Genomic DNA, 23,649 nt, shown 5'->3' with positions numbered 1-23,649 from the left:
GGGGGCTTTGTAACCAGAAATTTCCCACTATTACAGTGCGTTACAATGCCAAAAAACCGACGAAAACAGCGCTCGCAAACGGCAACCGGGTAACAGTATCAAACGGCCAAGGGCCCTAGGATAACACCTCGACGTTTCTCCGGAGGTGCCCCATGGTTGTCGCCCGACTCACTGCCGCTTTACTGATCGCCACCCTTTCACTGTTGCTGGGTGCCTGTGGAGGCGGTGGTAGTGGTGCCGGGAGTTCTTCCTCGGGCACCTCGGCTTCATCCAACACCCCGGAGCCGGAGGAAGACCGCTCCGTGACGATATCCGGCTACGCCGTCAAGGGCGTTATTTCGGAGGGTATTGTCACTGCCTGGGTACTGGATTCCGAAGGCGCCTTCGTCCGGGTAGGGGAGCCGGTTCGCAGCGATGAACGCGGGTATTATGACCTGGCCGTCCCGGCTGGCCAAGATCTTATCAAGCTTGAACTGACCAGCGACGGCAACACCCGCATGCGCTGTGATGCTGTCGACGGCTGCCAGGGGTATGGCGGCTCAGGCGCGGCCGCCTTCGGTGAAGACTTCTGGCCCGGCCCTAACCTTCAACTGGAAACCATCGTCGCCATTGATGACAGTGAAGGTCCCACCAGTGGGCACCTGACACCCCTCACTACCCTTAGCACCACCCTGTTCGAGGTAACCGGTGCCGGCAATGGATGGCAGGGAGTCGAGCAGGCGCAACGCCGGGTAGAGGCCTGGTTCGGCCTGCAGGCAGGCGCTGTGGCGGTCACCCCCGTGGACATCACCCGAGAGCTGCCCGCTGACCTTGCCGTAACCGATCTGGAAGCCGCGCTGGTTAACTCCGCCTTCCTGGGGCTGGCTGAGGAATTTCCGGTCGAAGGGGTGCAGGGGGTGATCGATGCTTTTCGACACCAGCTTATGAGCACCGGCGAGATTGCCCCTGATGACGCAGACGGACAACCAGGCAGCGACCGCATCAGGGCGCGTGCGGCAATTCACGCCTACACCCTGGCAGACGGCGAAACCAATACCGATACTCTGTTGTCAGCGGCGGAACGCCTGGTCGGAACCATGGACGATCCGGTTAACGCAGGCACACAACCGGACGATCATCCGGCATCCGGCGACGAAGATGCAACAACCGAAGGCGAGCCCGAAACCGCACCGGAATCCGAGCAGGACCTGGTCCAGCAGCCCGCGCCGGAGCCCACGCCAGAACCTGCACCGGAAACCGCCGTGGCCAGACTCTCCTGGCAGGCGCCACTGACCCGTGAAAACGGCAACGCCCTGTCCATGGGCGAAATCGACCGGTACATCGTCCGCTATGGTACCCAGCCCGACGTGGACCAGATGACCAACGAAGTCATCGTGGAAGACGGTCAGGCGATGGAATATGAGGTCACCGATCTGCAACAAGGCACTTGGTACTTCGCCATGCGCACCGTTGACCAGAATGGGTTGGAGAGTGCCTGGTCAGAAGTTGCCAGCAAGACAGTGGTCCGGTAAACCCGGAAACTGAAGCAGTCGCCGTTGCATGAAATTGTCTCGGGCGAAGCGGAGATTCATCCAACGGGTGAAGTCCTTGTTTCACAAATCCCCAAGCCGAACTCTGACCTCCTGCTGCTTCTGCATAAACGAAATCAACACAATGGCCCGCTCCTCGCCATCATAGGCCTGGAAGATCCCCTCCACGCCCCGGAAGGGCCCGTCCTGGATCTGAACCTTCTCTCCCTTCTTCAGGCCGCCTTGTTCCTCAACCGCTGTCAGGCCATCGTGGATATACTCGATCACCTCATCCGGCACCGGTATGGGCCTGCCACCAAAGCCCACCACCCGCAGTACACCGCGGGTCGAGCGCAGCTTGCCCCACAACGGGTCCGACTCATCTATATTGATAAACAGGTATCCGGGGAACAGGGGCTCCAGCCGGGTAGTGCGCTTGCCGGCACGGATGCGTTCCACGGTAACCTTGGGGTGGAAGCACCGGGCATCCTGATTCTGCAGGTTCTCCAGCGCCCGGTCCCCCTGGGCGGGTTTGTGTTGGATGGCATACCAGGGCATGGAACCTTCCTTGTGCTTAAAACGTCAGGGTAAACGGTGCGACTCAATCAGTGAAGCCGTCGGCTTGTCGAGGGGGCGCAAGGGTACCCGGCATGGCCGGAAAAATAAATGCAAAGCGGAACCTTTGACAGGGCTTAACCAAAAGACACGTCAAAACTCCGGGTTTCGACCAAGGTGCTCTTGTTGTTTCTGTTCCGTGACGTAGAATTGCATCACATTTTTCGGGCCCCGTAGCCGGGGGTGAAATAACAATCAATGCTATTGCCAGAACGCACTGTGAACGGGTCGGTGGGGCGGTAGCGTGGGTACAAGCCAATTCAGGAAGACGGATGAATCAGACAGACCAATACCCCCAGCGATACGACGACGAAATCAGCCTGGTTGACCTGGCCACCACCTTTATCCGTCGCCGGAGGGTGTTCTATGCGGTGTTTGGCGGCGTGGTTCTGTTGGCCTTGCTTTATGTATTTTTCCTGGCAACTGAGGTGCGGGAGTACTCAACGCTGGTGCAACTGGGTGAGGATAATGGCAAGGCTCTGGAAGCTCCCGAATCAGTCATCGCCAGTATCGAAAGCCACTGGTACCCGGAACTGTTGGGCGAATACCGGGCAAAGCACGACGAAAAGCTGCCCTTCGAGATCAAGGCCGTTAACCCCGAGAATACAACCCTGATAAAACTGTCTTCGGAAGCCTCCCCAGAACAGGAAAGCGAGGTTAAATCCCATCATCAGATGCTGGTCGACAGCATTACTGAGCGCCAGTCCGACCTGCTCAACCGGCAAAAGCAGGAGCTTGAGCAAAGGGTTAGCTCATTGCGCGAATATCTTGAGGAGCTGTCGGGAATGGAAGCCACCGGCGAGGCTCAGGCACAGTTGATTCAACAACGTGCCAGCATGTTGTCGGAAATCGAGTCGATGACCACCAGGATTGACAAGCTCGAACCTTCTGAAACGTTAGTGGTAGCCCGTGAGGGCCTGGATAACAAGGGTACATCCAAGGCGCTTATCCTTTCTTTGGCTATTGCCCTGGGGGGCATGGTGGGCATCTTCGCTGCTTTCATGGCGGAGTTTATCAGCCAGGTGCGGAAGGTCATGGCTGACGAGAACACGTGAACGAACTGCATCAGAAAGAGGATGGACCAACCCAAAATCCAATAAAAACATCATAGCGCCTGAACTGGCGTCACAGAAAACTTCCACCACTTGATTTGGCTCGCAGTGCCATGTGCAAGATCAAAGTATCATTACCAGCTATAAGGGTAGCGGAGGAGCATAGTGTATTTGTTTTCGGATGACCAAGCTGAAGATGCTCTAGAGTTAGATATACATTACTACGACTTTCGAAATGACTATTTGGCGTTGAACTGTTAATAACATGAATCCCACGCCAATACAGGGGCTACTGTCAATGATATTGCCTATGCAGATCAGCAGGGGGGGGGCAGAGTGAGAATAAAGCAAAGACTAAAGGATATTTGGCAAGAATTAGAGCGAGCTAATGACTAGAAAAATATGGATTAGTATCGTCGCGAATGCGACCGAAAATAGTCAACGCTGATACTCAGATCATGTAATATTCTGTAAATCCCAATAGGAAACGCGCTGATTTGAACTTTGCGTATAAATGAAACCATAGTGCAAATATTAGGAAGTTTTAAGATTCGTCTAATTATACAAAGGTATTGGAGCGTAGTACGTTCAGGTGTAGCATCGATTCTTAGGAAAGATAAAAAATTAACAAGAGATGTGGTTTCGACGTTTATATGTCGGGCGATTACGGCATTTTCATCGGTAATACTAGTCGTATTGTTGGGGCGTCGATATGGGTTGGATGCCGTTGGTTTTTTTGCAACGGTTCAAAGCTTGTATCTTGGTTTTTCGGTTTTAACTCGTTTTGGTGTTAATAACTCTTTAATATACTATGTTGGTAGAAACAAGAACTCTAAAAACATAAGTTACTATTTATTTTTGTCAGTTGTCACCGCGTGCATCTTTAGTCTGGTTCTATCTGGAATTATTTTTAGCTTCGGCGAGCTATTGGTCGAAAAAATACTTGTTTTTGCAGATCTTGAGCTTGCACTAAATTTAGCACTATTTGCGCCATTATTTACAATGACATTTGTGTTGTCTGGCTTTCTTAAAGCGGTGCGCAAGCCGGTATCCGCGGTGTTTCTTGAAAACGGTGGCATTGCCATTGTTATGATAATTTTTACACTTGCGAATCTTGAGTTAGGCTTGTTGCTCGAAATCGAGTGGTTGTATGCTTTAAGTGTGTTACTGATTTTTATGGTGGGGATGGTCCAAGTTGGGCTTTATCTGAGGACTGAAAAGTTTGAAAAAGCTACTACTGATGAAGCCAAGTCTGGGGTCGGCGCGTATCTAAGAACATCGAGTTCATATTTTGTGATAAGCTTGGCCAACTTTTGTCAAAATTCAGCGGTTTTCATTATTGCCGCATATCTTTTGTCTGAATCTGAAGTTGGTTTATTTAAGGTTGCCCATCAAATTGCGTTAACTCTGAGTTTTATCTTGGTGGTGACCAATGCCGTGTTTCCTCCCAAATTCGCTGAGCTTTTCAGGAAAGGGGACTTTGGTAACTTAATTAGTTTGGCCAAGATGAGCTGTGTAATAGGATTTGTTTTTGCTCTTCCCGTATTATTGATGATCATAATGTTCCCAGATTACATTTTAGGCATGATTGGCGAAGAGTTTAAAGACGCTCAGATTCTGTTAATAGTCCTTGTTGGTGCTCAATCGGTAAATGTTATTACAGGTAATGTAAATTTTCTTTTGAGCATGACAGGGCATGAAAGAATAATGAGAAACATCGTATTAACAACTAGTTCGATTGGAATAATATGTTTTTCATTTTTAACATTATTTGTTGGAGTCGTGGGAGCAGCAATAGGTCTATCGATGATGATAGTTGCGCAGAATTTAATAGCAGTGATTTTCGTAAGGAAGATACTTTCCAAAAAGATTATGATTGATCGGTTTGTATTAGATAGAAGAGGATAATTAATGAGAGTTGATGTTTTTCATGTTGGTCCACAAAAAACAGCGACTACCTGGGCCTATCATTGTTTGCAAGAGCATCCGGAGATCGTTGTCCCTAGTAAAGATGCGATACATTATTTCGATATGAACTTTCCCGAAGGGCTAGCTTGGTTTGAAAACAAGTATCCCAAGGGCCGGACGGGTATACATGTCGAAACCACACCCTCCTATATTAGATCTAATGCCGCGTTGAGGCGCATTAAAAGATATAATAAAAATGCCAAGATAATTATATGTGTGCGGAATCCTTTAGAGCGAATGGTTTCGCATTATTGGCATGAAAAAAAGAAAGGCGCTATAAATTATGAGATCGAGGAAGTCTTCGAAAACTATGACCTATTTAATTCATGGATAGAGACGTCGCTATATGGCGACAGAGTAAGTGATTTATTTGAATTGTTCGGTAAGGAAAATGTGTTGGTTCAGGTATATGATGACCTTAAAGTCAACTCTAGTGAATTCTTAAAAGAGATGTACAAGTTTATTGGGGTTGATGATTTCAACTTTGAGCCGCCTTCTGCGCGTCTGAAAATAAACAAGGCGACGGTGAAGAGAGGGAAAGGAAAGTCAATGTTGATCAGCATTCTGAAACGAATGTCTTTATTGGATCTGTCGATCAGGCTAAAGAATAAAGTGCTTGGAAAGGGATCTAAACGAACTGTAGATACATCATCGATTATTGATGGGCTGACTGACGACTTTAAGAGGAAGGTCTATGACGTTACCAGGGATGATGTTCGAGAACTATCTGACCTGTTGGATAGAGATATGTGTAAAGAATGGGGATACGAGCGTTGAGAGTGCTTGTTATAACGCTACAATCGGGAGAGAACGAATTAGAAGAGTGCAAGCAGTCAGTAGTTAATGCCGCAGAAAATTTTAGTGGCTCTGTTGAGCATATCATCCTTTCAGGAGTAAATCGATTTGAGGCTGATAGTGCGGTTTTTCGTAAAATAATGGAAAATCGTTTTCAGTTTACTCACTTTATAAAGTTAGATGCCGATATGAAAGTGTCAGCATATTTCTTTCTTAAGCTACAGGAGTATTTTAGTAGCAAAAACTATCTTTCACATCTGGTGATTCCGGTATACGATGCACTTTCCCGAACATACATCATCGGCATGCATGTATTTACCGATAAAGTCAAGTGGAATGATCTAGATGGAAAAAGCAAAATATATGTTGATCCTGACCCTGAATTGACTCAAGGGAAAAAGGTAATTGAAAGGCTTTATTTTAGGGAAGATATCGATCATTGCTTTGATCCTAGTGACTCACAAGCTTTCTATTACGGTTTACACCGAGGGCTTAAGTTTTTTAGCGATGAAGGAGGGATTAGGAAACTTCCTGGTCGATTCTTGCAGTTTGACCTATTAAATAATGTTAGGAAAGCTTTAGTAAGAAATGATGAACTTTTTTTGCAGAGACGATTGTTTATTTTAGGTTTTTATGCGGCAAAAAAAGCTAACGAGACTGATTTACTATCTACACTTGATAACAAGCACCAGTTCAGTACCGCTGATCAGTTAACTAATAAAGATCTGGAAGAGTTTCTTGCTGATCGCCGGTTTTGGGCTACCGGCCACCTCGTTAGTTCGCTATTTATGTGCATAAGATGGATTTTAAGTAAAAAAATATGATTTTATACTTTCATAGACTGGTCGAAAGCAAGGCCCAATGTGTTGCCGATGATGTTGCCATTTCTGAGTTCATCGATATGATTAGCCATCTTCGCTCGGAGCGAATTGAGATTTTGCCATTAATGGACTACATGTCGACGGACGATGACTCTTCATGCATATCTATTACATTTGATGATGCAGATTATTCGATATTCCATTGGTCCAAAGAGCTAGCAGCCTTAAATATCCCTATTACGATATTTTCTTCATCTGAGTCGCTCTTAAGGGGATATTATACTGATGAGGTGAGAATGCATGGGAAGCACAGGAAGCTTCGCCTATTGTATAAGAACTCTGGCTACTTATTTCGATGGTTAATTGAGATTGCTCTTAAAGACAGATATCGCTGCAGGAGCATAATAGAAAAGGAAATGGATCTCTTATATAACCGCCTTAACGGTAATTTAAGATTGGGGGCGCATGGGGCTAAGCATATAAAGCACACTACATTTAACTTACTTTCTGTGATTTTGGAGGTGCTACTTTCTCAACGTAATTTAAGGATTAAGAAATACTTTATTAATATGTATGCATACCCCTATGGACATAGCTCAGGCATTAGTAGAAGAGTGGTTGAGCTTGGAGGGTATGAGTGTGCTTTTGCGACCGATAGCCGCATTTTCAACAGAATGGCAATGCCTAGGATTAGTGGTAGAGATTTTGTTGATGAGATAATGAGGTAATCTTTGTATTTCTATTTTTTCTTGCTTACGTTTTTGTCAACTGGTCTTTATCTGATTCTTAAAAAGCGTAGGGTGGACTCCTATACTTTTTTCTACTTTTCCTCTTTCTTGTATCTGGCTACGGTCATGTTAGGTTTTGCGACTGTTCCAGTCATTAACGGTAAGGGTAAGTTAATTGTCGATGTGCCTGAGTCGCAATATCAAATATATTTTCTTTTTAGTATAGCGTTTGCGTCCGCACTTATGTTGAATGAGCTGCTATTCAAGCCTCGGTATTCCAGGAGAGCCAGTGTTGCACAGTCAGTGCAGAGAACGTTTCAGCAAGAAAGACTTTTGTTGCTTGCTTCGATATTCTTCGTATCAGCAACGGCTTGGTTTATAGTCTTGCTATTCATGACGCCAGAGTTGTTTAGTTTCTCTAGCAGATCGGATTTCGTTGATAGTAAACCTTTTTTATATAGTTTTTATTTGATTTCAGCTATTTTTTCAAGTGTCCTGCTTGTTTTAGCCAAAAAATACCGGTGGATTGTTCTCCCGGCCGGCTTTGTTTTTTTTGATTTGTCATTAGGTAGTAGAGAGTTTTTTGCGCTTTTTTTGTTCTCGAATGTTTTGGCATTTATGTTTAATTTAGGTGATTTAAGGTTGGTGCGGAAGCTTGGTTATTTTGTTCTTGGTTTGTTTTTGTTGTATTTTGTTCTCGTTTACAAATATTCATATGTGCATCTTCATGCTGGCGATTATTATGAATTTTTTTATCGGTTTATAAATTTTGAGTTTGTTAGGAAAGTGTTTGCGTTATCTGAGTCGGCTATTGTTCAAGGCAACCTTTTTCTGATACTTGAACACAATTTCTCGTTAAGTTTATCGCACTTGTTGCCAGGGCTGATCTTTGTTACGCCAATTCACCGGAGCTGGGTAGGGATAGAGCTTAATCCACTAGGTAGAAAGTTAGAGTCCCAGGTATTTGGTGACTTGGATTACGGAATTGCAGGAAATCTACTTGGTGAACTTTATGCTATATTCGGTATGTTCTCCATTGTTATTTTGTTTTTATATTTCATCTTGTTTTTTTGGTTCATTAACCAGCTATTATCATCTCGGGATATAATATTTCGAGTCTTTGGTTTTGTCTTTTCATTTTATGCTTTGTTTTATATCCATAGGATGGAGTTCTACGAGCTCGCTGGAATGTTCAGGATTTTGGTCTTTGTGTGTTTGATTCCTTATCTAGTCTACCTTTTTGTCTGGTCTTTTAGAAAAGGCGGAGGCTGAGAATCTTAGCCGGATTGGTGTAGGTTCGATGGTCGTGTAAGTCTAAATGTAGGTTGAGGTCTAGGTTTTTTTATGTCTGGCTGGTTTTATCTATGAAAATTTTCTATGTTATCTCAAGATCTGATGAGGTTGGAGGTGCTCATGTCCATGTTAGAGATATGGCTGTTTGGATGGGCCAGCAAGGGCATGAGGTTAAAGTTTTGGTTGGAGGGAATGGACTTTACATAGATTGGCTTAACGAAGCGGAGGTTAATGTTTTGCCAATTTATGGGTTGGGTAGGAATATTAGTGTTATAAAAGACCTTGTGGCCTTTATTCATTTACTGTTTGTTTTTGTGAGATATAAGCCTGATCTTATATCTATACATTCGGCAAAAGCCGGGGTGTTAGCGCGCATTGCTGCTTTTTTTTCGCGGACGACCTGCATTTTTACGGCCCATGGCTGGTCTTTTACGGATGGTGTTGGTAAGCATAAATCGAAAATATACGCTTTTATTGAGCGGATCTTAGAAAAAATTTCAAACTTGGTTATAACGGTATGCGAATCTGATAAAGAGCTGGCTCTTGAAAGAGGTATTGGCACGGATCGTACCATCGTAGCAGTTCATAATGGGATGCCGAATCTGCCATATGTTGAACCAAGACAAAATAAAATTGTTCGGTTTATTATGATCGCTCGTTTCGAGGAGCAAAAAGATCATCGATCGTTAATCTATGCTCTTTCCGGGTTGGAAAAAGACCTTCCTTGGACGTTGACTTTGGTAGGAAGTGGTCCTCTTCAGCCGAATATTGAAAGTTTAGCTAAGAAGTTGAATATTTCTGACAGAGTTGAGTTTTTAGGTAGGCGAAAAGATGTTCCAGAGTTACTTTCAGGCTCGGATGTATTCGTGCTATCTACTAATTGGGAGGGATTTCCCAGGAGTATTCTTGAGGCCATGAGGGCCGGCTTGCCCGTTTTGGCATCCGATGTTGCGGGCATTCCAGAAGCGGTTAAAGATGGTGTTAACGGGTTCCTTATCCCGAAGGGGGATGCTGAGTACCTTAGGTCCCGACTCCGGTGTACTATTTTAGATCCTTCTCTCAGGTCTAAAATGGGTAAAGAGGGGCGACGGCTATTCGAGTCAAATTTTACGTTTGAGAGGATGGCTAGCCAAACTTTGGTTCAGTATCAAAGACTGCTCCAGTAATAGGGGAAATCATTAAAGTTTAATGTTTTTTCGCTGCTAACAGGTTACAGGTAGAAGGATTTATGGTTCAAAGAACTAAAGTTCTTTTGACCGGCGCAAATGGCTTTATTGGTCGGTTCATGCTTAATGCAATAATTTGCGACAGTCGGTTTGAGGTGATTGTTGCATGTAGAGGCAGCTTTGAAATATCAGAAGGGGAAGATGTCAAAGTATGCACGGTTGGGAATATTGATGGAAACACTGATTGGAGTGAGGCTCTTTTCGGCGTTGATGTAATAGTGCATCTAGCTGGTATTGCTCACGGGAAAAGCGGTCGCAGCTCGAATCCAGATATTTTTCGAGAAGTTAATGTTCGAGGCACAGAACAGCTGGCGAAACAGGCGTTAGAGGCTGGTGTTCGCCATTTCGTATTTCTGAGTTCGATTGGGGTGAATGGGGCATCAAGCTGTGATCCTTTTTCAGTGGAGGATGTCCCTGCCCCTCAAGATTTATATGCGGAGTCTAAGTTTGAAGCAGAAAACTGCTTGAAATTCCTGTGTAGGGGAACAGCTATGTCCTTTACTATTGTTCGTCCTCCGTTAGTTTATGGGCCCAAAGCGCCAGGAAGTTTTGGCTTTCTGAATTCAGTTGTCAGTAAGGGTGTTCCGCTGCCTTTAAAAAATATTTCAAATAATCGTTCATTTATTTCGGTATGGAACTTGGTCGATTTTTTAAAGCAATGCCTGCTAAATAATGATTCGAGAGGCGGGGTTTTCATTGTTAGTGATGGCGAAGATGTGTCTACTTCGGAATTTCTCGCCATGATAGGCGAGATGTCTGGACAGAGCGTTCGCTTGTTCTATTTTCCTCGTTTCCTACTAATGATAGGATCCATCGTTATTGGTAAGAAAGGTATGTATAATAAGCTTTTTGACTCACTGACAGTAGATGATGAGTACGCGCGCAAGGAGCTTAATTGGAGGCCGCCATATACCTTACGGGAATCTCTCAGGATGTGTTATCAGAATGAACCGTTTATTTGATATTGCTTTGTCGTTATTTGGTTTGATTATTACTTCACCGATATTGTTGGTGTTGATGTTTATTGGTTTTCTTGATACGAGGTCACCCATTTTTCGACAGGAAAGGGTTGGGAAGAATAAGAAGGCTTTTACGCTAATTAAATTTCGCACTATGCGCAAGGATACCGCTTCCGTCGCCAGCCACCTGGCAAGCGCCGATTCGATTACACCATTCGGTCACTTTCTCCGCCGCACCAAGCTGGACGAACTGCCCCAGCTTTGGAATGTCCTGAAGGGTGAGATGAGCCTGGTTGGCCCCAGGCCCTGTTTGTTCAATCAGCAAGAGTTGATTGACGAACGTGAACTGAGGGGCGTTTTGTCCGCAAGGCCTGGCATTACAGGTTTGGCGCAGGTGAATGATATCGATATGTCCACCCCTAGGTTATTGGCTGAAACCGACCAGAAGATGCTCGAGAACCTGACTATTGGCGCCTATTTCCGGTACATTTTTATGACCGTTGCCGGAAAGGGGAGCGGAGACCGGGTGCCGGGACGAGATTGATCCAGTGTGGCTATAGAAGAATAAGCCTGATACCCAGAGCGGTAGGCGGCAGTATGTTAGAACGCGGGATAATGTAACAGGTTACATAAATTCAACGACTAACCCCGCCAGATTGATCTAGACTTTCCACAACCACTTCCTATTGGCATAGGGATATCAATGCTCCAGGCATTCCTGAACCTCTCCCGTAACAAAAAACGTCTGATCTCTGTCCTGTCGGACACGGTTTTCCTTTCTTTTGCGCTGTGGGCGTCTTTTGCCTTGCGGCTGGAGGAAAGCACCTGGTTGCCCAGTACGGACCAGTTGCTGGTGTGTGGTCTTACTGTGGGTGTGTCGTTGGTTATCTTTGTGAAGCTGGGGCTGTACCGGGCGATTATTCGGTACCTCAGTGACAAGGCGTTTGTCACCATCAGTATCGGGGTGGGGGGCTCTGCCCTTACATTGATTGCCCTGGCCTATCTGTTGAATGTGTTCGTGCCCCGTTCCGTTCCCATCATCTACGGGGCTTTGGCCTTTATCTTTGTTAGCAGTACGCGCATGGGCATACGTATGCTGGTGGGGCGGCCGAGGCAGCGCAACAAGGAGCCGGTGGCTATCGTGGGGGCTGGGGAGACTGGGATTCAGTTGGCAGAGGCCCTGCGGCAGGGGATGCAGTATCAGCCAATGATGTTCGTCACCTATCGCCGGGCCAATCACGACACCCTGATCCATGGGTTGCCGGTGTATGGCATAAAGCATATTGAGACAGGCATCCGCAAACATCGGGCAAAACGATTGCTGCTGGCGCTGGACCCGGATACACGCCTGGACCGCAGGCAGTTGCTCCGGGACTTGGAGTCGCTGTCGATTCCGGTGCAGACCGTGCCGAGTATGTCGGAACTGGTGTCTGGCCGCGCCCGCATCAACGACATCCGCGACCTGGAGCTGGAAGACCTGTTGGGCCGTGAGCCCGTGTCACCAGACAGCGCCCTGGTGGCCTCCAGTCTCTTTGAGAAGTCGGTGATGGTAACCGGTGCCGGCGGATCCATCGGTTCCGAACTGTGCCGTCAGATCCTGCGGCAGAGGCCGGCCCGTCTTATCCTGTTCGAGCAGACCGAGTACGCCCTCTATGCCATCGAGCGGGAGTTGCGTTCGATCAACGCCATTGAGGACCTTGGCGTGGAGCTTCACGCGGCCCTTGGCAGTGTGATTCACCGTCGCCGATGTGAGGCGATTATGCGTGCCTTCGGGGTGCACACGGTCTATCACGCCGCCGCCTACAAGCATGTGCCCCTGGTGGAGCACAACATCATCGAAGGGGTGCAGAACAACACCTTCGGCACCTGGCATGTGGCGGAAGCGGCCATTGAAACCGGCGTGGAGCGCTTTGTGCTGGTCTCCACCGACAAGGCCGTGCGCCCGACCAACGTCATGGGGGCCAGCAAGCGCCTGGCGGAGCTGGTGCTCCAGGGGCTGGCGGAACGCCAGTCAGATACCCGCTTCACTATGGTCCGGTTCGGCAATGTGCTGGGATCCTCGGGCTCGGTGGTGCCCCTGTTCCGGGACCAGATCCGTGATGGTGGCCCGGTAACGGTGACCCACCCGGATATCATTCGCTACTTCATGACCATCCCGGAGGCCAGCCAGTTGGTCCTGCAGGCCGGCAGTATGGGGCAGGGCGGTGAGGTGTTTGTGCTGGATATGGGCGAGCCGGTGAAGATTGTCGACCTGGCCCGCAAGATGATCCACCTGATGGGCTTGTCGGAGAAGACGGAGGAAACCCCGGATGGTGATATCGAGGTTCGCTTTACCGGCCTGCGCCCCGGTGAAAAGCTGTATGAGGAACTGCTCATCGGCGATGACCCGCAAGGCACCAGCCACCCCCGCATCATGATGGCCCGGGAGGCGTCTATGCCCTGGGTGGACGTGGAATCCCTCCTCAAGAAGCTTTCCCTTGCCAGCCAGAACTTCGACTGTGCCCGTATTGCGGAACTGATCCGCGAGGCCCCCACCGGTTATGCGCCCAATGGCGAGGTGGCGGACCTGGTGTGGTGCCATTCCGCCCTGCCGGAAGTAAAGCCGGAAGGTGATGTTCGTCGTTTGGGAGCATAAGAAAAAACAGGGCGGAGCCTGCCCATTCGTGATGATCTTCACCGCTATTTGCGGCCCATATGACAAATACCTATAATCTTATACCGTAATTCATTTCAGTTCAGGATCCCCCCTTGTCTTCCAATATCGTCTGGCACAACCATAAGATCACCCGCGCCGAGCGCGCCACAATCAAACACCAGAAGCCCTGCCTGCTGTGGTTTACCGGGCTCAGTGGTTCCGGCAAGTCCACCATTGCCAATGCCCTGGACGTGGCCCTGCATCATCGGGGCTATCATACGTTCCTGTTGGACGGTGATAATGTGCGCCATGGTCTGAACAAGGACCTGGGGTTCTCCGACAGTGACCGTGTGGAGAACATCCGTCGCATCGGTGAGGTAAGCAAGTTGTTTACCGATTCCGGGCTGATTGTGCTCAGTGCCTTTATTTCCCCCTTCACCAGCGATCGTCGCATGGTGCGTAACCTCTTTCCCGCCGGCGAGTTCATCGAGGTCTTCATGGACACGCCCCTTGCCACCTGTGAGGAGCGTGATCCCAAGGGCCTGTATCAGAAGGCCCGGGCAGGGCAGATCAAGCACTTCACGGGTATCGATTCCCCCTATGAAGCCCCGGAGCGGGCCGAGGTTTGCCTGGATACCTCCGAGATGACGGTTGATGACTGTGTCGACAGCCTGATCGACTACCTGCTGGAACGGGGGCTGATCTTCCAGAACGGCCAATCCGCCTGACGTTCATTACCTTATTCACATTCCGTATTTGGCATTCGGCGGGTTTAACGGTTTACTGTGTGCGCCCTGGTTATTAAAAGGGTGTTTGCTATTCCTTTTGGTGCACAGTCACGACTCTCGTCCGGATGAGGCAGGGAGTTTTTACGCACACGGATACGGTTCGGGAGTTTCATTTCCATGGCGTGGGAAGCCATCTTTACGCTGGTCCTGCTGGTGTCTGTCCTGGGGGCGCTGGTCGCCACCCGGGTGTCGGCGGACCTGATCCTGATGGGGGCGTTGATCCTCCTGGTAATCACGGGCGTGCTGACTCCCGCGTCGGCGCTGGCGGGGTTTGCCAACCCGGGCGTGATCACCATCGCGACGCTGTACGTGGTGGCGGCGGGCCTGAAGGAAACCGGGGCGGTGCAGTGGATCGCCCGGCGAATGCTGGGCCATCCCAAGAGCGCCTCCGGCGCCCAGGCACGTCTGATCGGGCCCACTGGGGTGCTTAGTGCCTTCATGAATAACACCGCTGTGGTGGCGATGTTTATTCCCGCCGTCCAGGACTGGGCCCAGCGCCTGAACCTGCCTGCCTCCAAGTTGCTCCTTCCCCTCAGTTATGCCGCCATACTCGGTGGCACCTGTACCCTGATCGGCACCAGCACCAACCTGGTGGTGGACGGGCTGTTGCAGAGCCGGTTGGATATTCACCTGGGACTCTTCGAGCTGGCCTGGGTGGGGATTCCGTTGCTGGTGGTTGGCGGCCTTTTCCTGGTGCTGTTTGCCACCCGCCTGCTGCCGGACAGGGGTGGCCTGAATGAGGAACTGGAGGCGGTCCGGGAATATGGCGTGGAAGTGGAGGTCGTCAGCCCAGGGCCGCTGGTGGGCCGCACTGTTGCCGAGGCGGGCCTGCGCTCACTGAATTATGGTTACCTGACCGAGATTGACCGCAAGGGGCGGCTGATTACCGCCGTGGAGCCGGACCGGATGCTCCAGCCCGGCGACAAGCTCTACTTTGTCGGCGCCCCGGAGTGTGCCAGCGAACTGAGGCGCATCCAGGGACTCAAGCCGGCTAACGGTGGCGTCCACAAGCTGGACCTGGCCAATCATCAGCGCTGCCTGGTGGAGGTGGTGCTGGGGCCGGAGTTTTCGGCCCTGGGGCAGACGGTCCGCGACAGTCGGTTCCGCTCCCGCTTCAATGCAGCCATCCTGTCGGTGTCCCGGGAGGGCAAGCGTGTGCCCGGCAAGCTGGGGGATATCCGCTTCAAGATGGGCGATACCCTGTTGCTGGAAGCCAGCCAGGAGTTTGCGGAGCAGTACCGGTTCCGCCGGGATTTCCTGCTGGTCAGTGCCCTGAACGATTCCACCCCCCCGGATTTCAGCAAGGCGCCCCTGGCACTGGGTATTCTGCTGGCCATGGTTGTGGTCAGTGCCTCCGGCCTGCTGAGTATCCTGGAAGCGGCGTTCCTGGCTGCGGGTGCCATGATTGCCTCCCGTTGCATTACCGCCAGCCGGGCCCGCCGGAGTGTGGATCTGCCGGTGCTGGTGGTGATCGCCTCGTCATTTGCCCTGGGTACGGCTATGTCGGAGACCGGCGCGGCCCAGTGGGTGGCCGGCAGCCTGCTGAATTTCGGAACGCTGACGCCCTGGCTGGCCCTCGCCCTTATTTATGTGCTGACCGCGGCCTTTACGGAGGTTATTACCAATAACGCGGCGGCTGTCCTTATGTTTCCAATCGCCCTGGCGGTGTCGGAACAGCTTGGCGTCAACTTCATCCCCTTTGCGGTCGCGGTCATGTTTGCGGCGTCCGCCAGTTTTATCACGCCCCTTGGTTACCAGACCAACCTTATGGTTTATGGTCCCGGTCGCTATCAGTTCACCGACTATATGCGGATTGGTGTTCCCCTGAGTCTGTTGGTGGGGACAACGGCCGTTCTGTTAATTCCCCTGGTGTGGGGATTCTGAACGCGGACGGTTTCAGTCGATACTGGCCGATCCTGATTAAAGGTTTCCGTTGGCCTATTTCCTTCCCGCTATTTGTGATCGCTGATTTTTGTTATTTTTTCTTCATTTTCGCCCTGTGACGAATATCTTTAATCCCTGAAAGTAATGATTTATGATTACTGATGTTTCAGGGATGGAAATGGAAAACCTGCAAAATATCTCCAGTTTAAAAAAGGTTGAATTTACATGGCGAATATCAACGATTACTACCAGAAGAAACAGCTTCTGGAAAAGCTGTCTGATGAACTGAACAAGATGGAACAGGACCAGGCGCTGAAAAGTGACCTGGAGTTCGAAAACAAGATCAAGGGACTGATGGACCAGTACAAGAAGTCCCCGAAGGATGTGCTGCAGATCCTCGGCGCCATTGATCCTTCCGTGGTGACCGGCAAGGCCGACGGCGGCACCCGTGCCAAGCGCCCCCTGAAGACCTACAAGAACCCGCACACCGGTGAAGTGGTCAAGACCCGTGGCGGCAACCACAAGACGCTGAACGAGTGGCGTCAGAAGTACGGTAAGGAAGCCGTACAGGGCTGGCAACAGAACTAAGCCGGCTGTCTGTTAGCCCGGGCGATAAATCCCCGGGCTGATCCTCCCTATTGTTCCTGGTGTTTCTCCCTCGCTATCCTGCCAGTGTGTCGGGTGTCTGGATGTATTGCTTGTTTCCTTTCCGTATTGTTATACAGGTTTCAGATTTTCGGCTTTGAGATGCCAGCGGAATTCAGGGACAATTATGAAAGATCCCCATTCGACCTGATAAGGACCTGTCATGCTAGCGATCATTCTCTCTGGTGGTTCCGGAACCCGCCTGTGGCCGCTTTCCCGTGAGGCCTACCCCAAGCAGTTTATTCCTGTTGTGTCAGACGAGTCCCTGTTGTCGGATACCATTTCCAGGGGGTTGAAGCTGGGCGCTGATGTACGCGTCATGGCCATTACCAATGAAGAGCACCGGTTTGTGGTGGCGGCGAACCTGCATCAACTGGCCTCTGACCGGACCGCCGGTATCATCCTGGAACCGGTCGGGCGCAATACCGCACCGGCCATTGCACTGGCGGCACTGGCCGTGGCCGAGGAGAACCCGGATGAACTCATGCTGGTGATGCCTTCGGACCAGGTGCTGAAGGACGAGCAGGCGTTCTCCCGGGCCGTAGCCGCCGGGGCCGATGCGGCCCGTGAAGGCAAGCTGGTCACCTTCGGCATTGTGCCGTCCTCACCCCATACCGGGTATGGCTATATTCGTGCTGGCGGTAGCCGGGGTACCTGGTCCAACGTGGATGCCTTTGTGGAGAAGCCGGACGAGGAAACCGCCCAACGGTATCTGGACGAAGGTGGCTATTACTGGAACAGCGGTATGTTTCTGTTCTCGGCGGGGCGCTACCTGGAAGAACTGGAGCGCTTTCAGCCGGCCATTCTGGAAGCCTGCCGAGCGGCCTATGGCGCCCGCAAGGGGGATATGGACTTTACCCGGGTGGATAAGGAGGCCTTCGCCGCCTGTCCTGATGATTCCATTGACTACGCGGTTATGGAGCACACCGGGGACGCTGTCGTGGTGCCCCTGGATGCGGGCTGGAGTGATGTGGGCTCCTGGTCGACCCTGTGGGAAATCCAGCCCCAGGACGAGAACGGCAACGCCTGTCATGGCGACGTTATCCTGGAGGACGTTTCCGGTTCCTATGTGCATTCCGAAGGCCGCCTGATTGCCGCCCTGGGAGTCAGCGACCATGTGATCGTGGAAACCGACGACGTGGTGCTGGTGGCGGACCGCAATCGCGTTCAGGATGTGAAGAAGCTGGTGAATCGCCTGAAAGAGCAGGGGCGCCCGGAATACAAGCTTCACAAGAAAGTGCACCGGCCATGGGGAACCTATGAGGGCGTGGCCCAGGGGGAGCGGTTCCAGGTCAAGCGGATTACCGTCAACCCCGGTGCCTCCCTGTCATTGCAGAAGCACCACCACCGCGCGGAACACTGGGTTGTGGTGACGGGTACGGCCAAGGTCCAGCGGGGGGAGGACGAGCTTCTTCTGACCGAGGATCAGTCCACCTACATCCCCCTCGGTGTCACCCACCGGCTGACCAATCCCGGTGTTATCCCCCTGGAGTTGATTGAGGTGCAGACCGGCAGTTATCTTGGCGAAGATGATATCGTTCGCTTTGAAGATACCTACAATCGCGTCTAGACTTCACTGACTTCTTTCCGGAATGTGCCTCTTAGTCCCGTCGTATTTTTCGGGAGGAAAATGTGACGGGGTTCCTGTTTTTGTAACCTGAGTTTCTATTTTTTCTGATATTTTGCCGGAAATGTGACGACGGCGAGCGACCCTGGCGATTACAAACGGTACTTTCGGGGTTTCACAGGGGCTCGGGCCGGGTTGGTGCCTGCAGTGGATTCTCTGCTTTAACGCAGGTGGATCCTGGCGTCCCCTCCGGAACTTGGAACGAGGGTGCTTTATATGCGACTGGGGCAGGTGCCTGCAACCGGGCGTACAGCTAATCCGGTGGTGATTACGGATGCCAACTGGTATCGGCTGGCCGATGACCTGGCGGTCGCCCTGGCTTCCTCGCCCCATGGCCTGATGTGGGTGACGGCGGAACGGGGAGCGGGCAAGACCGCCTGGCTGCATGCCCTGATGCCTGCTATGCGCACGGACTTCTACCTGGCGAACCTGCGCAACCCGCAGGAAACTCTGGAGATCATGGAGCAGCTCCAGGGCTACACGAACCATGTGCAGGGCACCTTGCCTACCCTCGTCCTGGACAACCTGTCCCCCGCCGACCTGATGGCCCTGATGGCGGAGCCCGATCACCCCGCCCGCCAACTGCTGTCCAACTATATCGGCCCCCTGCTGTTACTGAGCCCGGAGCGGGACGATGATGCGGTGGCTGCACGCCGTATGGAGCGCCTGATGGGGCGATCGCTGATCCGTCATGACCTGCCGGCCAGCAGCCATGCCCAGAATCACGCCATCCTGGTGGCGCATCGGCCGGTGATCGAGGCGCGCTGGCAGGTGCGGATCACCGATGCCGCCATGGGGCTGGCAACGTCGGGCCTGCATTACCGTGCAACGCCGGGCCAGGTGGTGGAGTGGATGGAGCGGGCCGCCGCCCGTGTGTCGGTCATCGCCGAGGAAGGGCCGGCGGAATGCCGCCGCCTGCTGGCGGAACTGGATACCCTGACCCAGCGTATTGAAGCCAACCATGAAACCGGTGAGCCGGTGGAAGAGCTTGAGCGGCAGTTGTCCCAGCTGTCCCTGGAACTGACGGCGGCGGAAGTGGACTGGCTGGAGCGCCAGGCCAGGGGCACCCTGCGGCAGGTTTTCCCGGACGATGTCCGTGCAGAGCTTGAATCCATAACCGGCACAAGCGATTATCCTGACTTGCATGTTCCAACCAACGTCCCCGGAGGCGCCCGCAGTGCAGGATCTGGAAATCTACGTTCGTGACCTTGACCCCGCCCGCCTGACCATCTGGCTGGAAGCCAACTTCGACCAGCTCCTTGTCCCCCTGACACCTTTCGGCAACAAGCCCGGCCTCTACAAGGGTGAGGGCCGCTACGCCGACCACCTGGTCCGCATCAGTGTCTATGCCGATGCCTTCGGCAAACGTTTCAGCTCAGTCGTGCTGGAAGGCGAAGACCTGCCCTGGACCACCGACCTGGACTGCGCCCGCAGCGCCTGGCGAACCCTGGAAACGGAAATTCGCTGCAGCCAGGGTGAATGGCAGGAGGGCGACCCGGTCCAGGAAGAGAAATGGTGGCGGCTGGATAGCCGGGGTGAGCAGTTGGTGGTGTGGAATTAAGTCAACTCTGCGGCATTAATAATGCGGCGGAGGAGTCTCCTCGTTTTCCCCTTTTATATTGGATGGCGACATCTCCGACAGTTGTTTTTTCAGGTGCTGTTTCGCCTCCCATAACTTGCGGATATCCAGTTCCTGCTGTGCGACCTGATCGGACAGGGTGTTGATCAGCTCATCCTGGAAAGCCAGCCGGGTTTCCAGCTCATCCATTCTTGCCATGAGTTTTTCTGTCGCGTTTGTGTCGGTGTTCGCCATAGGTGTGGAACGCTTTGGTCAGGTTTGTGGTGAATCTGCTATTATGCCCGCTTTATTCGCCGGGGTGTCGGGTTTTGGCACGTGTCCGACGGATAAAAGGTTATCTCAACAACTGTGATCCATGATCTTACGGAGTCTGTTTTATCCATGCGTAATCCAGCAAGAGCAATTCTTTCAGCGGTACTGGTTGCGATTCTCGCCCCGCTGGTTCTGGGGTTTATCCTTGTTAACACCACCCCGGAAGTCTTTTTTATCCTTTCACAATATGGCAGCAGTGAGCTGGCCGGCAGTCCTCAGTTTGTCCTGGGTAGTGCCCAGGGTATCGCCGCCTATGTCATCACGTTCGTGCTGTTTGCCATTGCCGGTGTGCTGACCGTGCTGGTCAGCGAGCGCAAATCCGGGTCCGCGTCCAGGCAACGCAGGAACAACCAGCCCCCTCGTCCCCAGCGTAACGACGACCAGGACGACGATGAGGACGATTTCGGTCCGGAAGGTGTCGAGGAAGGCACCGTGAAGTGGTTCAACGTCAAGAAGGGCTTTGGCTTTATTGTCCGCGAGAGCGGTGACGAAGTCTTTGTCCACTTCCGTGCCATTCGTGGCCGCGGTCGCCGTGTCCTGCGTCAGGGGCAGGCCGTGCGTTTTGATGTGGTTGAAGCCTCCAAGGGGTTGCAGGCGGATAACGTCTCTACCCTGGATTGACCGTAGTAGCCCCTCTCCCCTGGAGAGAGAGGGGCTGTTTACCGCAGTTTCTGTGCTGCCCGCCCCCTTCTATCCCAACAACTCCACCAGCACCTGTTCGTAGATCTCGGACAGGGTATCCAGGTCTTCCGCCTTCACGCATTCGTCCACCTTGTGGATGGTCGCATTCAGCGGCCCCAGTTCCACCACCTGCGCGCCCGTCGGGGCGATAAAGCGACCGTCGGAGGTGCCGCCGGAGGTGGACAGTTCCGTCTCGCGCCCGGTTACCCGGCGAATGGCGTTCTGGGTGGCGGTGACCAGGGCTCCCCGGTCCGTCAGGAAGGGGCGTCCGCTCAGGTGCCATTGCAGGTCGTATTTCAGGTTGTGCCGGTCGAGGATGGCGACCACCCGTTCTTCCAGGCTTTCCGCGGTGTTCTCCGTGCAGTAGCGGAAGTTGAAGTGCACCGTCAGTTCACCGGGGATGATGTTGCTGCCGGTGCCCGCCTCGATCTTCGTGATCTGGAAGGTGGTGGGCGGGAAGAAGTCGTTGCCGCTGTCCCAGAATTCGTTGGCCAGGGCATCCAGTGCCGGCGCGGCGGTGTGCACGGGGTTTTCCGCCATATGGGGGTAGGCCACATGTCCCTGCACGCCGTGTACCGTCAGGTAGCCGTGCAGGGAGCCGCGACGGCCATTCTTGATGATGTCCCCCACCTCATGGGTGCTGGACGGTTCTCCGATCAGGCACCAGTCGATCTTTTCGTTCCGGGCCTCCAGGGTCTCCACCACCTTGACGGTGCCGTCGTGGGCCGGGCCTTCTTCGTCGCTGGTGATCAGCAGGGCAATGGAGCCCCGGTGGTCCGGATTCTTCTCCACGAACCGCTCGCAGGCGGTGACAAAGGCGGCCAGGCTGCCTTTCATGTCCGCCGCGCCCCGTCCGTGGAGGTAGCCATCGTGGATGTCGGCCTCGAAGGGAGGGTGGGTCCAGTTCTTCTCGGGACCGGTGGGCACCACATCGGTATGTCCGGCGAAGGCCAACAGAGGACCGTCCGAGCCCTTACGGGCCCAGAGGTTGTCGGTCTCGCCAAAACGCAGGTTTTCGCCCGCGAAGCCCAGGGGCGCCAGGCGGGATATCATCAGTTCCTGACAGCCGGCGTCATCGGGAGTGACCGATTGACGGCGGATCAGGTCCATGGCGAGTTCAAGGGTGGGGGAGAGGGCCATATCAGTTGTTCGCGTGCAGCTGCTCGTTCAGTTCAATGGCGGTCTTGTTGGTTTTGCACTCCACCGCACCGGTCTGGCTGTTGCGGCGGAACAGCAGGTCGGTCTTGCCGGCCAGGTCCCGGGCTTTGACCACTTCCACCAGGTTGTTCTGGTCGTCCAGCAGGGCCACCTTGGTGCCGGCGGTGATGTACAGGCCCGCTTCCACGGTGCAGCGATCGCCCAGGGGGATGCCAATACCGGCGTTGGCGCCCAGCAGGCAATTCTCGCCCACGGAGATGATGATGTTGCCGCCACCGGACAGGGTGCCCATGGTGGAGCAACTGCCGCCCAGGTCGGAGCCCTTGCCGATCATCACGCCGGCGGATACACGGCCCTCGATCATGCTGGTGCCTTCGGTGCCAGCGTTGAAGTTGATGAAGCCTTCATGCATGACCGTGGTGCCTTCGCCCACGTAGGCGCCCAGACGTACCCGGGCGGTATCGGCAATGCGCACGCCACGGGGAACCGCGTAGTCGGTCATCTGCGGGAATTTGTCCACGGACTTCACTTCCAGGATGCGGCCTGCCAGGCGTGCCTGGAGCTGTCGCTCGGGCAGTTCGTCCAGGTCGATGGCGCCCTCGTTGGTCCATGCCAGGTTGGGCAGCAGCCCGAAGATGCCGTCCAGTTTGACACCGTGGGGCTTGACCAGCCGGTGGGAGAGCAGGTGCAGCTTCAGGTACACCTCTGGCGTGCTGGTAGCGGAGTCATCCGTCTGCAGGATGGTCACGGATACCGGCTTGCGGCTGTCAGCCGCCTTGCGGGCCAGGGCGGCCTGGTCCGTCTGGGAGGTGGAGCCCAGGGCTTCGGCAAAGGCCTTGAGCTGGTCGGCGGAGGCCTCGATGGCCTGGTTGCCGCCCTGGTAGCCCAGGGTGTTGGAGGCCACCTCGATCAGCTCGTTATCCGGCATCAGGACCGGCTGCTGGTAGTAGACTTCCAGCCACTCGCTCTTCTGGTTCTGGGTGCCGATGCCAATTCCGAATGCAAAACTCATCTGGTGCTCCTCTGAAGTCAGTTCTTGAATCTCTGTTCCCACTCGTCAGCTTTAAAGCCGACGCTTACCTCGTCACCGCTCTCCACCACCGGGCGTCTGATGATGGACGGGTTGTCCAGCATGATCTCGTGGGCGGTCTGGGCGCCAATGGTATCACGAAGCTCTTCCGGCAGCTTGCGCCAGGTGGTGCCCCGCCGGTTGATCAGGGCCTCCCAGCCGATGGCCTGTTCCCAGCGGGAGAGCAGGGTTTCGTCCAGGCCGTCTTTTTTGAAATCGTGGAATTCGTGGGCGACGTTGTTCTCGTCCAGCCATTTGCGGGCCTTCTTGACGGTGTCGCAGTTTTTGATGCCGTAGAGTTTCATG

Annotated in this window: 22 protein-coding genes; 17 read left to right on the top strand and 5 right to left on the bottom strand. The window is 52.8% G+C overall.

The genetic code is table 11. The annotated features are described in order from the left end of the window. Positions 1–152 precede the first annotated feature (152 nt). Complete coding sequence (locus ACJO3T_RS10170) at positions 153–1,511, top strand: fibronectin type III domain-containing protein (protein WP_406978423.1); 1,359 nt, start codon at positions 153–155, stop codon at positions 1,509–1,511. A gap of 81 nt (positions 1,512–1,592) precedes the next feature. Here ACJO3T_RS10170 and rfaH read toward each other — a convergent pair whose 3' ends face one another. Then, the gene (rfaH, locus tag ACJO3T_RS10165) at positions 1,593–2,066 is read right to left on the bottom strand and encodes a transcription/translation regulatory transformer protein RfaH (protein WP_406964221.1); all 474 of its coding nucleotides are present in this window, start codon (positions 2,064–2,066) and stop codon (positions 1,593–1,595) included. Between the two features lie 329 nt (positions 2,067–2,395). Here rfaH and ACJO3T_RS10160 point away from each other — a divergent pair, with 329 nt between their 5' ends. The 15 genes from ACJO3T_RS10160 to ACJO3T_RS10090 all read left to right on the top strand — a co-directional run bounded on the left by ACJO3T_RS10160 (position 2,396) and on the right by ACJO3T_RS10090 (position 20,105). Then, positions 2,396–3,178, top strand: coding sequence for a Wzz/FepE/Etk N-terminal domain-containing protein (locus ACJO3T_RS10160; RefSeq protein ID WP_406978422.1), 783 nt, complete (start codon positions 2,396–2,398; stop codon positions 3,176–3,178). Between the two features lie 522 nt (positions 3,179–3,700). Further along, positions 3,701–5,083, top strand: coding sequence for a lipopolysaccharide biosynthesis protein (locus ACJO3T_RS10155; RefSeq protein WP_406978421.1), 1,383 nt, complete (start codon positions 3,701–3,703; stop codon positions 5,081–5,083). 3 nt (positions 5,084–5,086) lie between these two features. Further along, positions 5,087–5,920, top strand: coding sequence for a sulfotransferase domain-containing protein (locus ACJO3T_RS10150; RefSeq protein WP_406978420.1), 834 nt, complete (start codon positions 5,087–5,089; stop codon positions 5,918–5,920). Next, on the top strand, positions 5,902–6,762 hold the full coding sequence (locus tag ACJO3T_RS10145) for a hypothetical protein (protein WP_406978419.1): 861 nt from the start codon (positions 5,902–5,904) through the stop codon (positions 6,760–6,762). Before ACJO3T_RS10150 ends, ACJO3T_RS10145 begins: the two co-directional genes overlap by 19 nt. A gap of 851 nt (positions 6,763–7,613) precedes the next feature. Beyond that, a complete protein-coding gene (locus tag ACJO3T_RS10140) occupies positions 7,614–8,759 on the top strand; it encodes a hypothetical protein (protein ID WP_406978418.1) in 1,146 nt (381 codons plus the stop codon). A gap of 92 nt (positions 8,760–8,851) precedes the next feature. Then, positions 8,852–9,946 (top strand): glycosyltransferase family 4 protein, encoded by a 1,095-nt coding sequence (locus ACJO3T_RS10135; protein ID WP_406978417.1) that lies wholly within the window; start codon positions 8,852–8,854, stop codon positions 9,944–9,946. Positions 9,947–10,008: 62 nt separating this feature from the next. Next, the gene (locus tag ACJO3T_RS10130; RefSeq protein WP_406978416.1) at positions 10,009–10,968 is read left to right on the top strand and encodes an NAD-dependent epimerase/dehydratase family protein; all 960 of its coding nucleotides are present in this window, start codon (positions 10,009–10,011) and stop codon (positions 10,966–10,968) included. Next, positions 10,952–11,509, top strand: coding sequence for a sugar transferase (locus tag ACJO3T_RS10125; protein WP_406978415.1), 558 nt, complete (start codon positions 10,952–10,954; stop codon positions 11,507–11,509). Before ACJO3T_RS10130 ends, ACJO3T_RS10125 begins: the two co-directional genes overlap by 17 nt. A 159-nt stretch (positions 11,510–11,668) precedes the next feature. Further along, positions 11,669–13,600 (top strand): polysaccharide biosynthesis protein, encoded by a 1,932-nt coding sequence (locus tag ACJO3T_RS10120; protein ID WP_406978414.1) that lies wholly within the window; start codon positions 11,669–11,671, stop codon positions 13,598–13,600. A gap of 113 nt (positions 13,601–13,713) precedes the next feature. After that, on the top strand, positions 13,714–14,328 hold the full coding sequence (cysC, locus tag ACJO3T_RS10115) for an adenylyl-sulfate kinase (protein ID WP_406978413.1): 615 nt from the start codon (positions 13,714–13,716) through the stop codon (positions 14,326–14,328). A gap of 177 nt (positions 14,329–14,505) precedes the next feature. Further along, the gene (locus ACJO3T_RS10110; protein WP_406978412.1) at positions 14,506–16,272 is read left to right on the top strand and encodes an SLC13 family permease; all 1,767 of its coding nucleotides are present in this window, start codon (positions 14,506–14,508) and stop codon (positions 16,270–16,272) included. Between the two features lie 225 nt (positions 16,273–16,497). Beyond that, positions 16,498–16,860 (top strand): histone-like nucleoid-structuring protein, MvaT/MvaU family, encoded by a 363-nt coding sequence (locus tag ACJO3T_RS10105; RefSeq protein WP_406978411.1) that lies wholly within the window; start codon positions 16,498–16,500, stop codon positions 16,858–16,860. Positions 16,861–17,080: 220 nt separating this feature from the next. Beyond that, on the top strand, positions 17,081–18,487 hold the full coding sequence (locus tag ACJO3T_RS10100) for a mannose-1-phosphate guanylyltransferase/mannose-6-phosphate isomerase (protein WP_406978410.1): 1,407 nt from the start codon (positions 17,081–17,083) through the stop codon (positions 18,485–18,487). Between the two features lie 273 nt (positions 18,488–18,760). Then, the gene (locus ACJO3T_RS10095) at positions 18,761–19,750 is read left to right on the top strand and encodes a hypothetical protein (protein ID WP_406964263.1); all 990 of its coding nucleotides are present in this window, start codon (positions 18,761–18,763) and stop codon (positions 19,748–19,750) included. Then, a complete protein-coding gene (locus ACJO3T_RS10090) occupies positions 19,722–20,105 on the top strand; it encodes a hypothetical protein (RefSeq protein WP_406964264.1) in 384 nt (127 codons plus the stop codon). Before ACJO3T_RS10095 ends, ACJO3T_RS10090 begins: the two co-directional genes overlap by 29 nt. Before the next feature lie 15 nt (positions 20,106–20,120). Here ACJO3T_RS10090 and ACJO3T_RS10085 read toward each other — a convergent pair whose 3' ends face one another. Continuing rightward, positions 20,121–20,357, bottom strand: a complete 237-nt coding sequence (locus tag ACJO3T_RS10085; RefSeq protein WP_406978409.1) for a SlyX family protein — start codon at positions 20,355–20,357, stop codon at positions 20,121–20,123. A gap of 147 nt (positions 20,358–20,504) precedes the next feature. On the opposite strand from ACJO3T_RS10085, the gene ACJO3T_RS10080 reads away from it, so the two are divergent. Next, a complete protein-coding gene (locus tag ACJO3T_RS10080; RefSeq protein WP_406964268.1) occupies positions 20,505–21,056 on the top strand; it encodes a cold-shock protein in 552 nt (183 codons plus the stop codon). Positions 21,057–21,125: 69 nt separating this feature from the next. On the opposite strand, the gene dapE is transcribed toward ACJO3T_RS10080, so the two are convergent. From dapE to ACJO3T_RS10065, 3 genes are read right to left on the bottom strand one after another with little or no spacing between them, the layout of a single operon-like run. Further along, positions 21,126–22,256 carry a succinyl-diaminopimelate desuccinylase gene (gene dapE / locus ACJO3T_RS10075; RefSeq protein ID WP_406978408.1) on the bottom strand — a complete coding sequence of 377 codons (1,131 nt, stop codon included), beginning with the start codon at positions 22,254–22,256 and terminating at the stop codon, positions 21,126–21,128. Position 22,257: 1 nt separating this feature from the next. Continuing rightward, a complete protein-coding gene (dapD, locus tag ACJO3T_RS10070; RefSeq protein ID WP_406964272.1) occupies positions 22,258–23,286 on the bottom strand; it encodes a 2,3,4,5-tetrahydropyridine-2,6-dicarboxylate N-succinyltransferase in 1,029 nt (342 codons plus the stop codon). 17 nt (positions 23,287–23,303) lie between these two features. Beyond that, the gene (locus ACJO3T_RS10065) at positions 23,304–23,648 is read right to left on the bottom strand and encodes an ArsC family reductase (RefSeq protein ID WP_406964273.1); all 345 of its coding nucleotides are present in this window, start codon (positions 23,646–23,648) and stop codon (positions 23,304–23,306) included. Position 23,649: the final 1 nt, after the last annotated feature.

The organism is Marinobacter shunpengi (genome assembly GCF_045449715.1).
Classification (GTDB): Bacteria; Pseudomonadota; Gammaproteobacteria; order Pseudomonadales; family Oleiphilaceae; genus Marinobacter.
This window is presented reverse-complemented; position numbering and strand designations above follow the sequence as displayed.

Excerpts from the sequence above, each read along its gene's own strand:
- ACJO3T_RS10170 (WP_406978423.1), top strand. The coding sequence starts at position 153 with ATGGTTGTCGCCCGACTCACTGCCGCTTTACTGATCGCCACCCTTTCA.
- rfaH (WP_406964221.1), bottom strand. The coding sequence starts at position 2,066 with ATGCCCTGGTATGCCATCCAACACAAACCCGCCCAGGGGGACCGGGCG.
- ACJO3T_RS10160 (WP_406978422.1), top strand. The coding sequence starts at position 2,396 with ATGAATCAGACAGACCAATACCCCCAGCGATACGACGACGAAATCAGC.
- ACJO3T_RS10150 (WP_406978420.1), top strand. The coding sequence starts at position 5,087 with ATGAGAGTTGATGTTTTTCATGTTGGTCCACAAAAAACAGCGACTACC.
- ACJO3T_RS10145 (WP_406978419.1), top strand. The coding sequence starts at position 5,902 with ATGGGGATACGAGCGTTGAGAGTGCTTGTTATAACGCTACAATCGGGA.
- ACJO3T_RS10140 (WP_406978418.1), top strand. The coding sequence starts at position 7,614 with ATGTTAGGTTTTGCGACTGTTCCAGTCATTAACGGTAAGGGTAAGTTA.
- ACJO3T_RS10135 (WP_406978417.1), top strand. The coding sequence starts at position 8,852 with ATGAAAATTTTCTATGTTATCTCAAGATCTGATGAGGTTGGAGGTGCT.
- ACJO3T_RS10130 (WP_406978416.1), top strand. The coding sequence starts at position 10,009 with ATGGTTCAAAGAACTAAAGTTCTTTTGACCGGCGCAAATGGCTTTATT.
- ACJO3T_RS10125 (WP_406978415.1), top strand. The coding sequence starts at position 10,952 with ATGAACCGTTTATTTGATATTGCTTTGTCGTTATTTGGTTTGATTATT.
- ACJO3T_RS10120 (WP_406978414.1), top strand. The coding sequence starts at position 11,669 with ATGCTCCAGGCATTCCTGAACCTCTCCCGTAACAAAAAACGTCTGATC.
- ACJO3T_RS10110 (WP_406978412.1), top strand. The coding sequence starts at position 14,506 with ATGGCGTGGGAAGCCATCTTTACGCTGGTCCTGCTGGTGTCTGTCCTG.
- ACJO3T_RS10105 (WP_406978411.1), top strand. The coding sequence starts at position 16,498 with ATGGCGAATATCAACGATTACTACCAGAAGAAACAGCTTCTGGAAAAG.
- ACJO3T_RS10100 (WP_406978410.1), top strand. The coding sequence starts at position 17,081 with ATGCTAGCGATCATTCTCTCTGGTGGTTCCGGAACCCGCCTGTGGCCG.
- ACJO3T_RS10095 (WP_406964263.1), top strand. The coding sequence starts at position 18,761 with ATGCGACTGGGGCAGGTGCCTGCAACCGGGCGTACAGCTAATCCGGTG.
- ACJO3T_RS10085 (WP_406978409.1), bottom strand. The coding sequence starts at position 20,357 with ATGGCGAACACCGACACAAACGCGACAGAAAAACTCATGGCAAGAATG.
- ACJO3T_RS10080 (WP_406964268.1), top strand. The coding sequence starts at position 20,505 with ATGCGTAATCCAGCAAGAGCAATTCTTTCAGCGGTACTGGTTGCGATT.
- dapE (WP_406978408.1), bottom strand. The coding sequence starts at position 22,256 with ATGGCCCTCTCCCCCACCCTTGAACTCGCCATGGACCTGATCCGCCGT.
- dapD (WP_406964272.1), bottom strand. The coding sequence starts at position 23,286 with ATGAGTTTTGCATTCGGAATTGGCATCGGCACCCAGAACCAGAAGAGC.
- ACJO3T_RS10065 (WP_406964273.1), bottom strand. The coding sequence starts at position 23,648 with ATGAAACTCTACGGCATCAAAAACTGCGACACCGTCAAGAAGGCCCGC.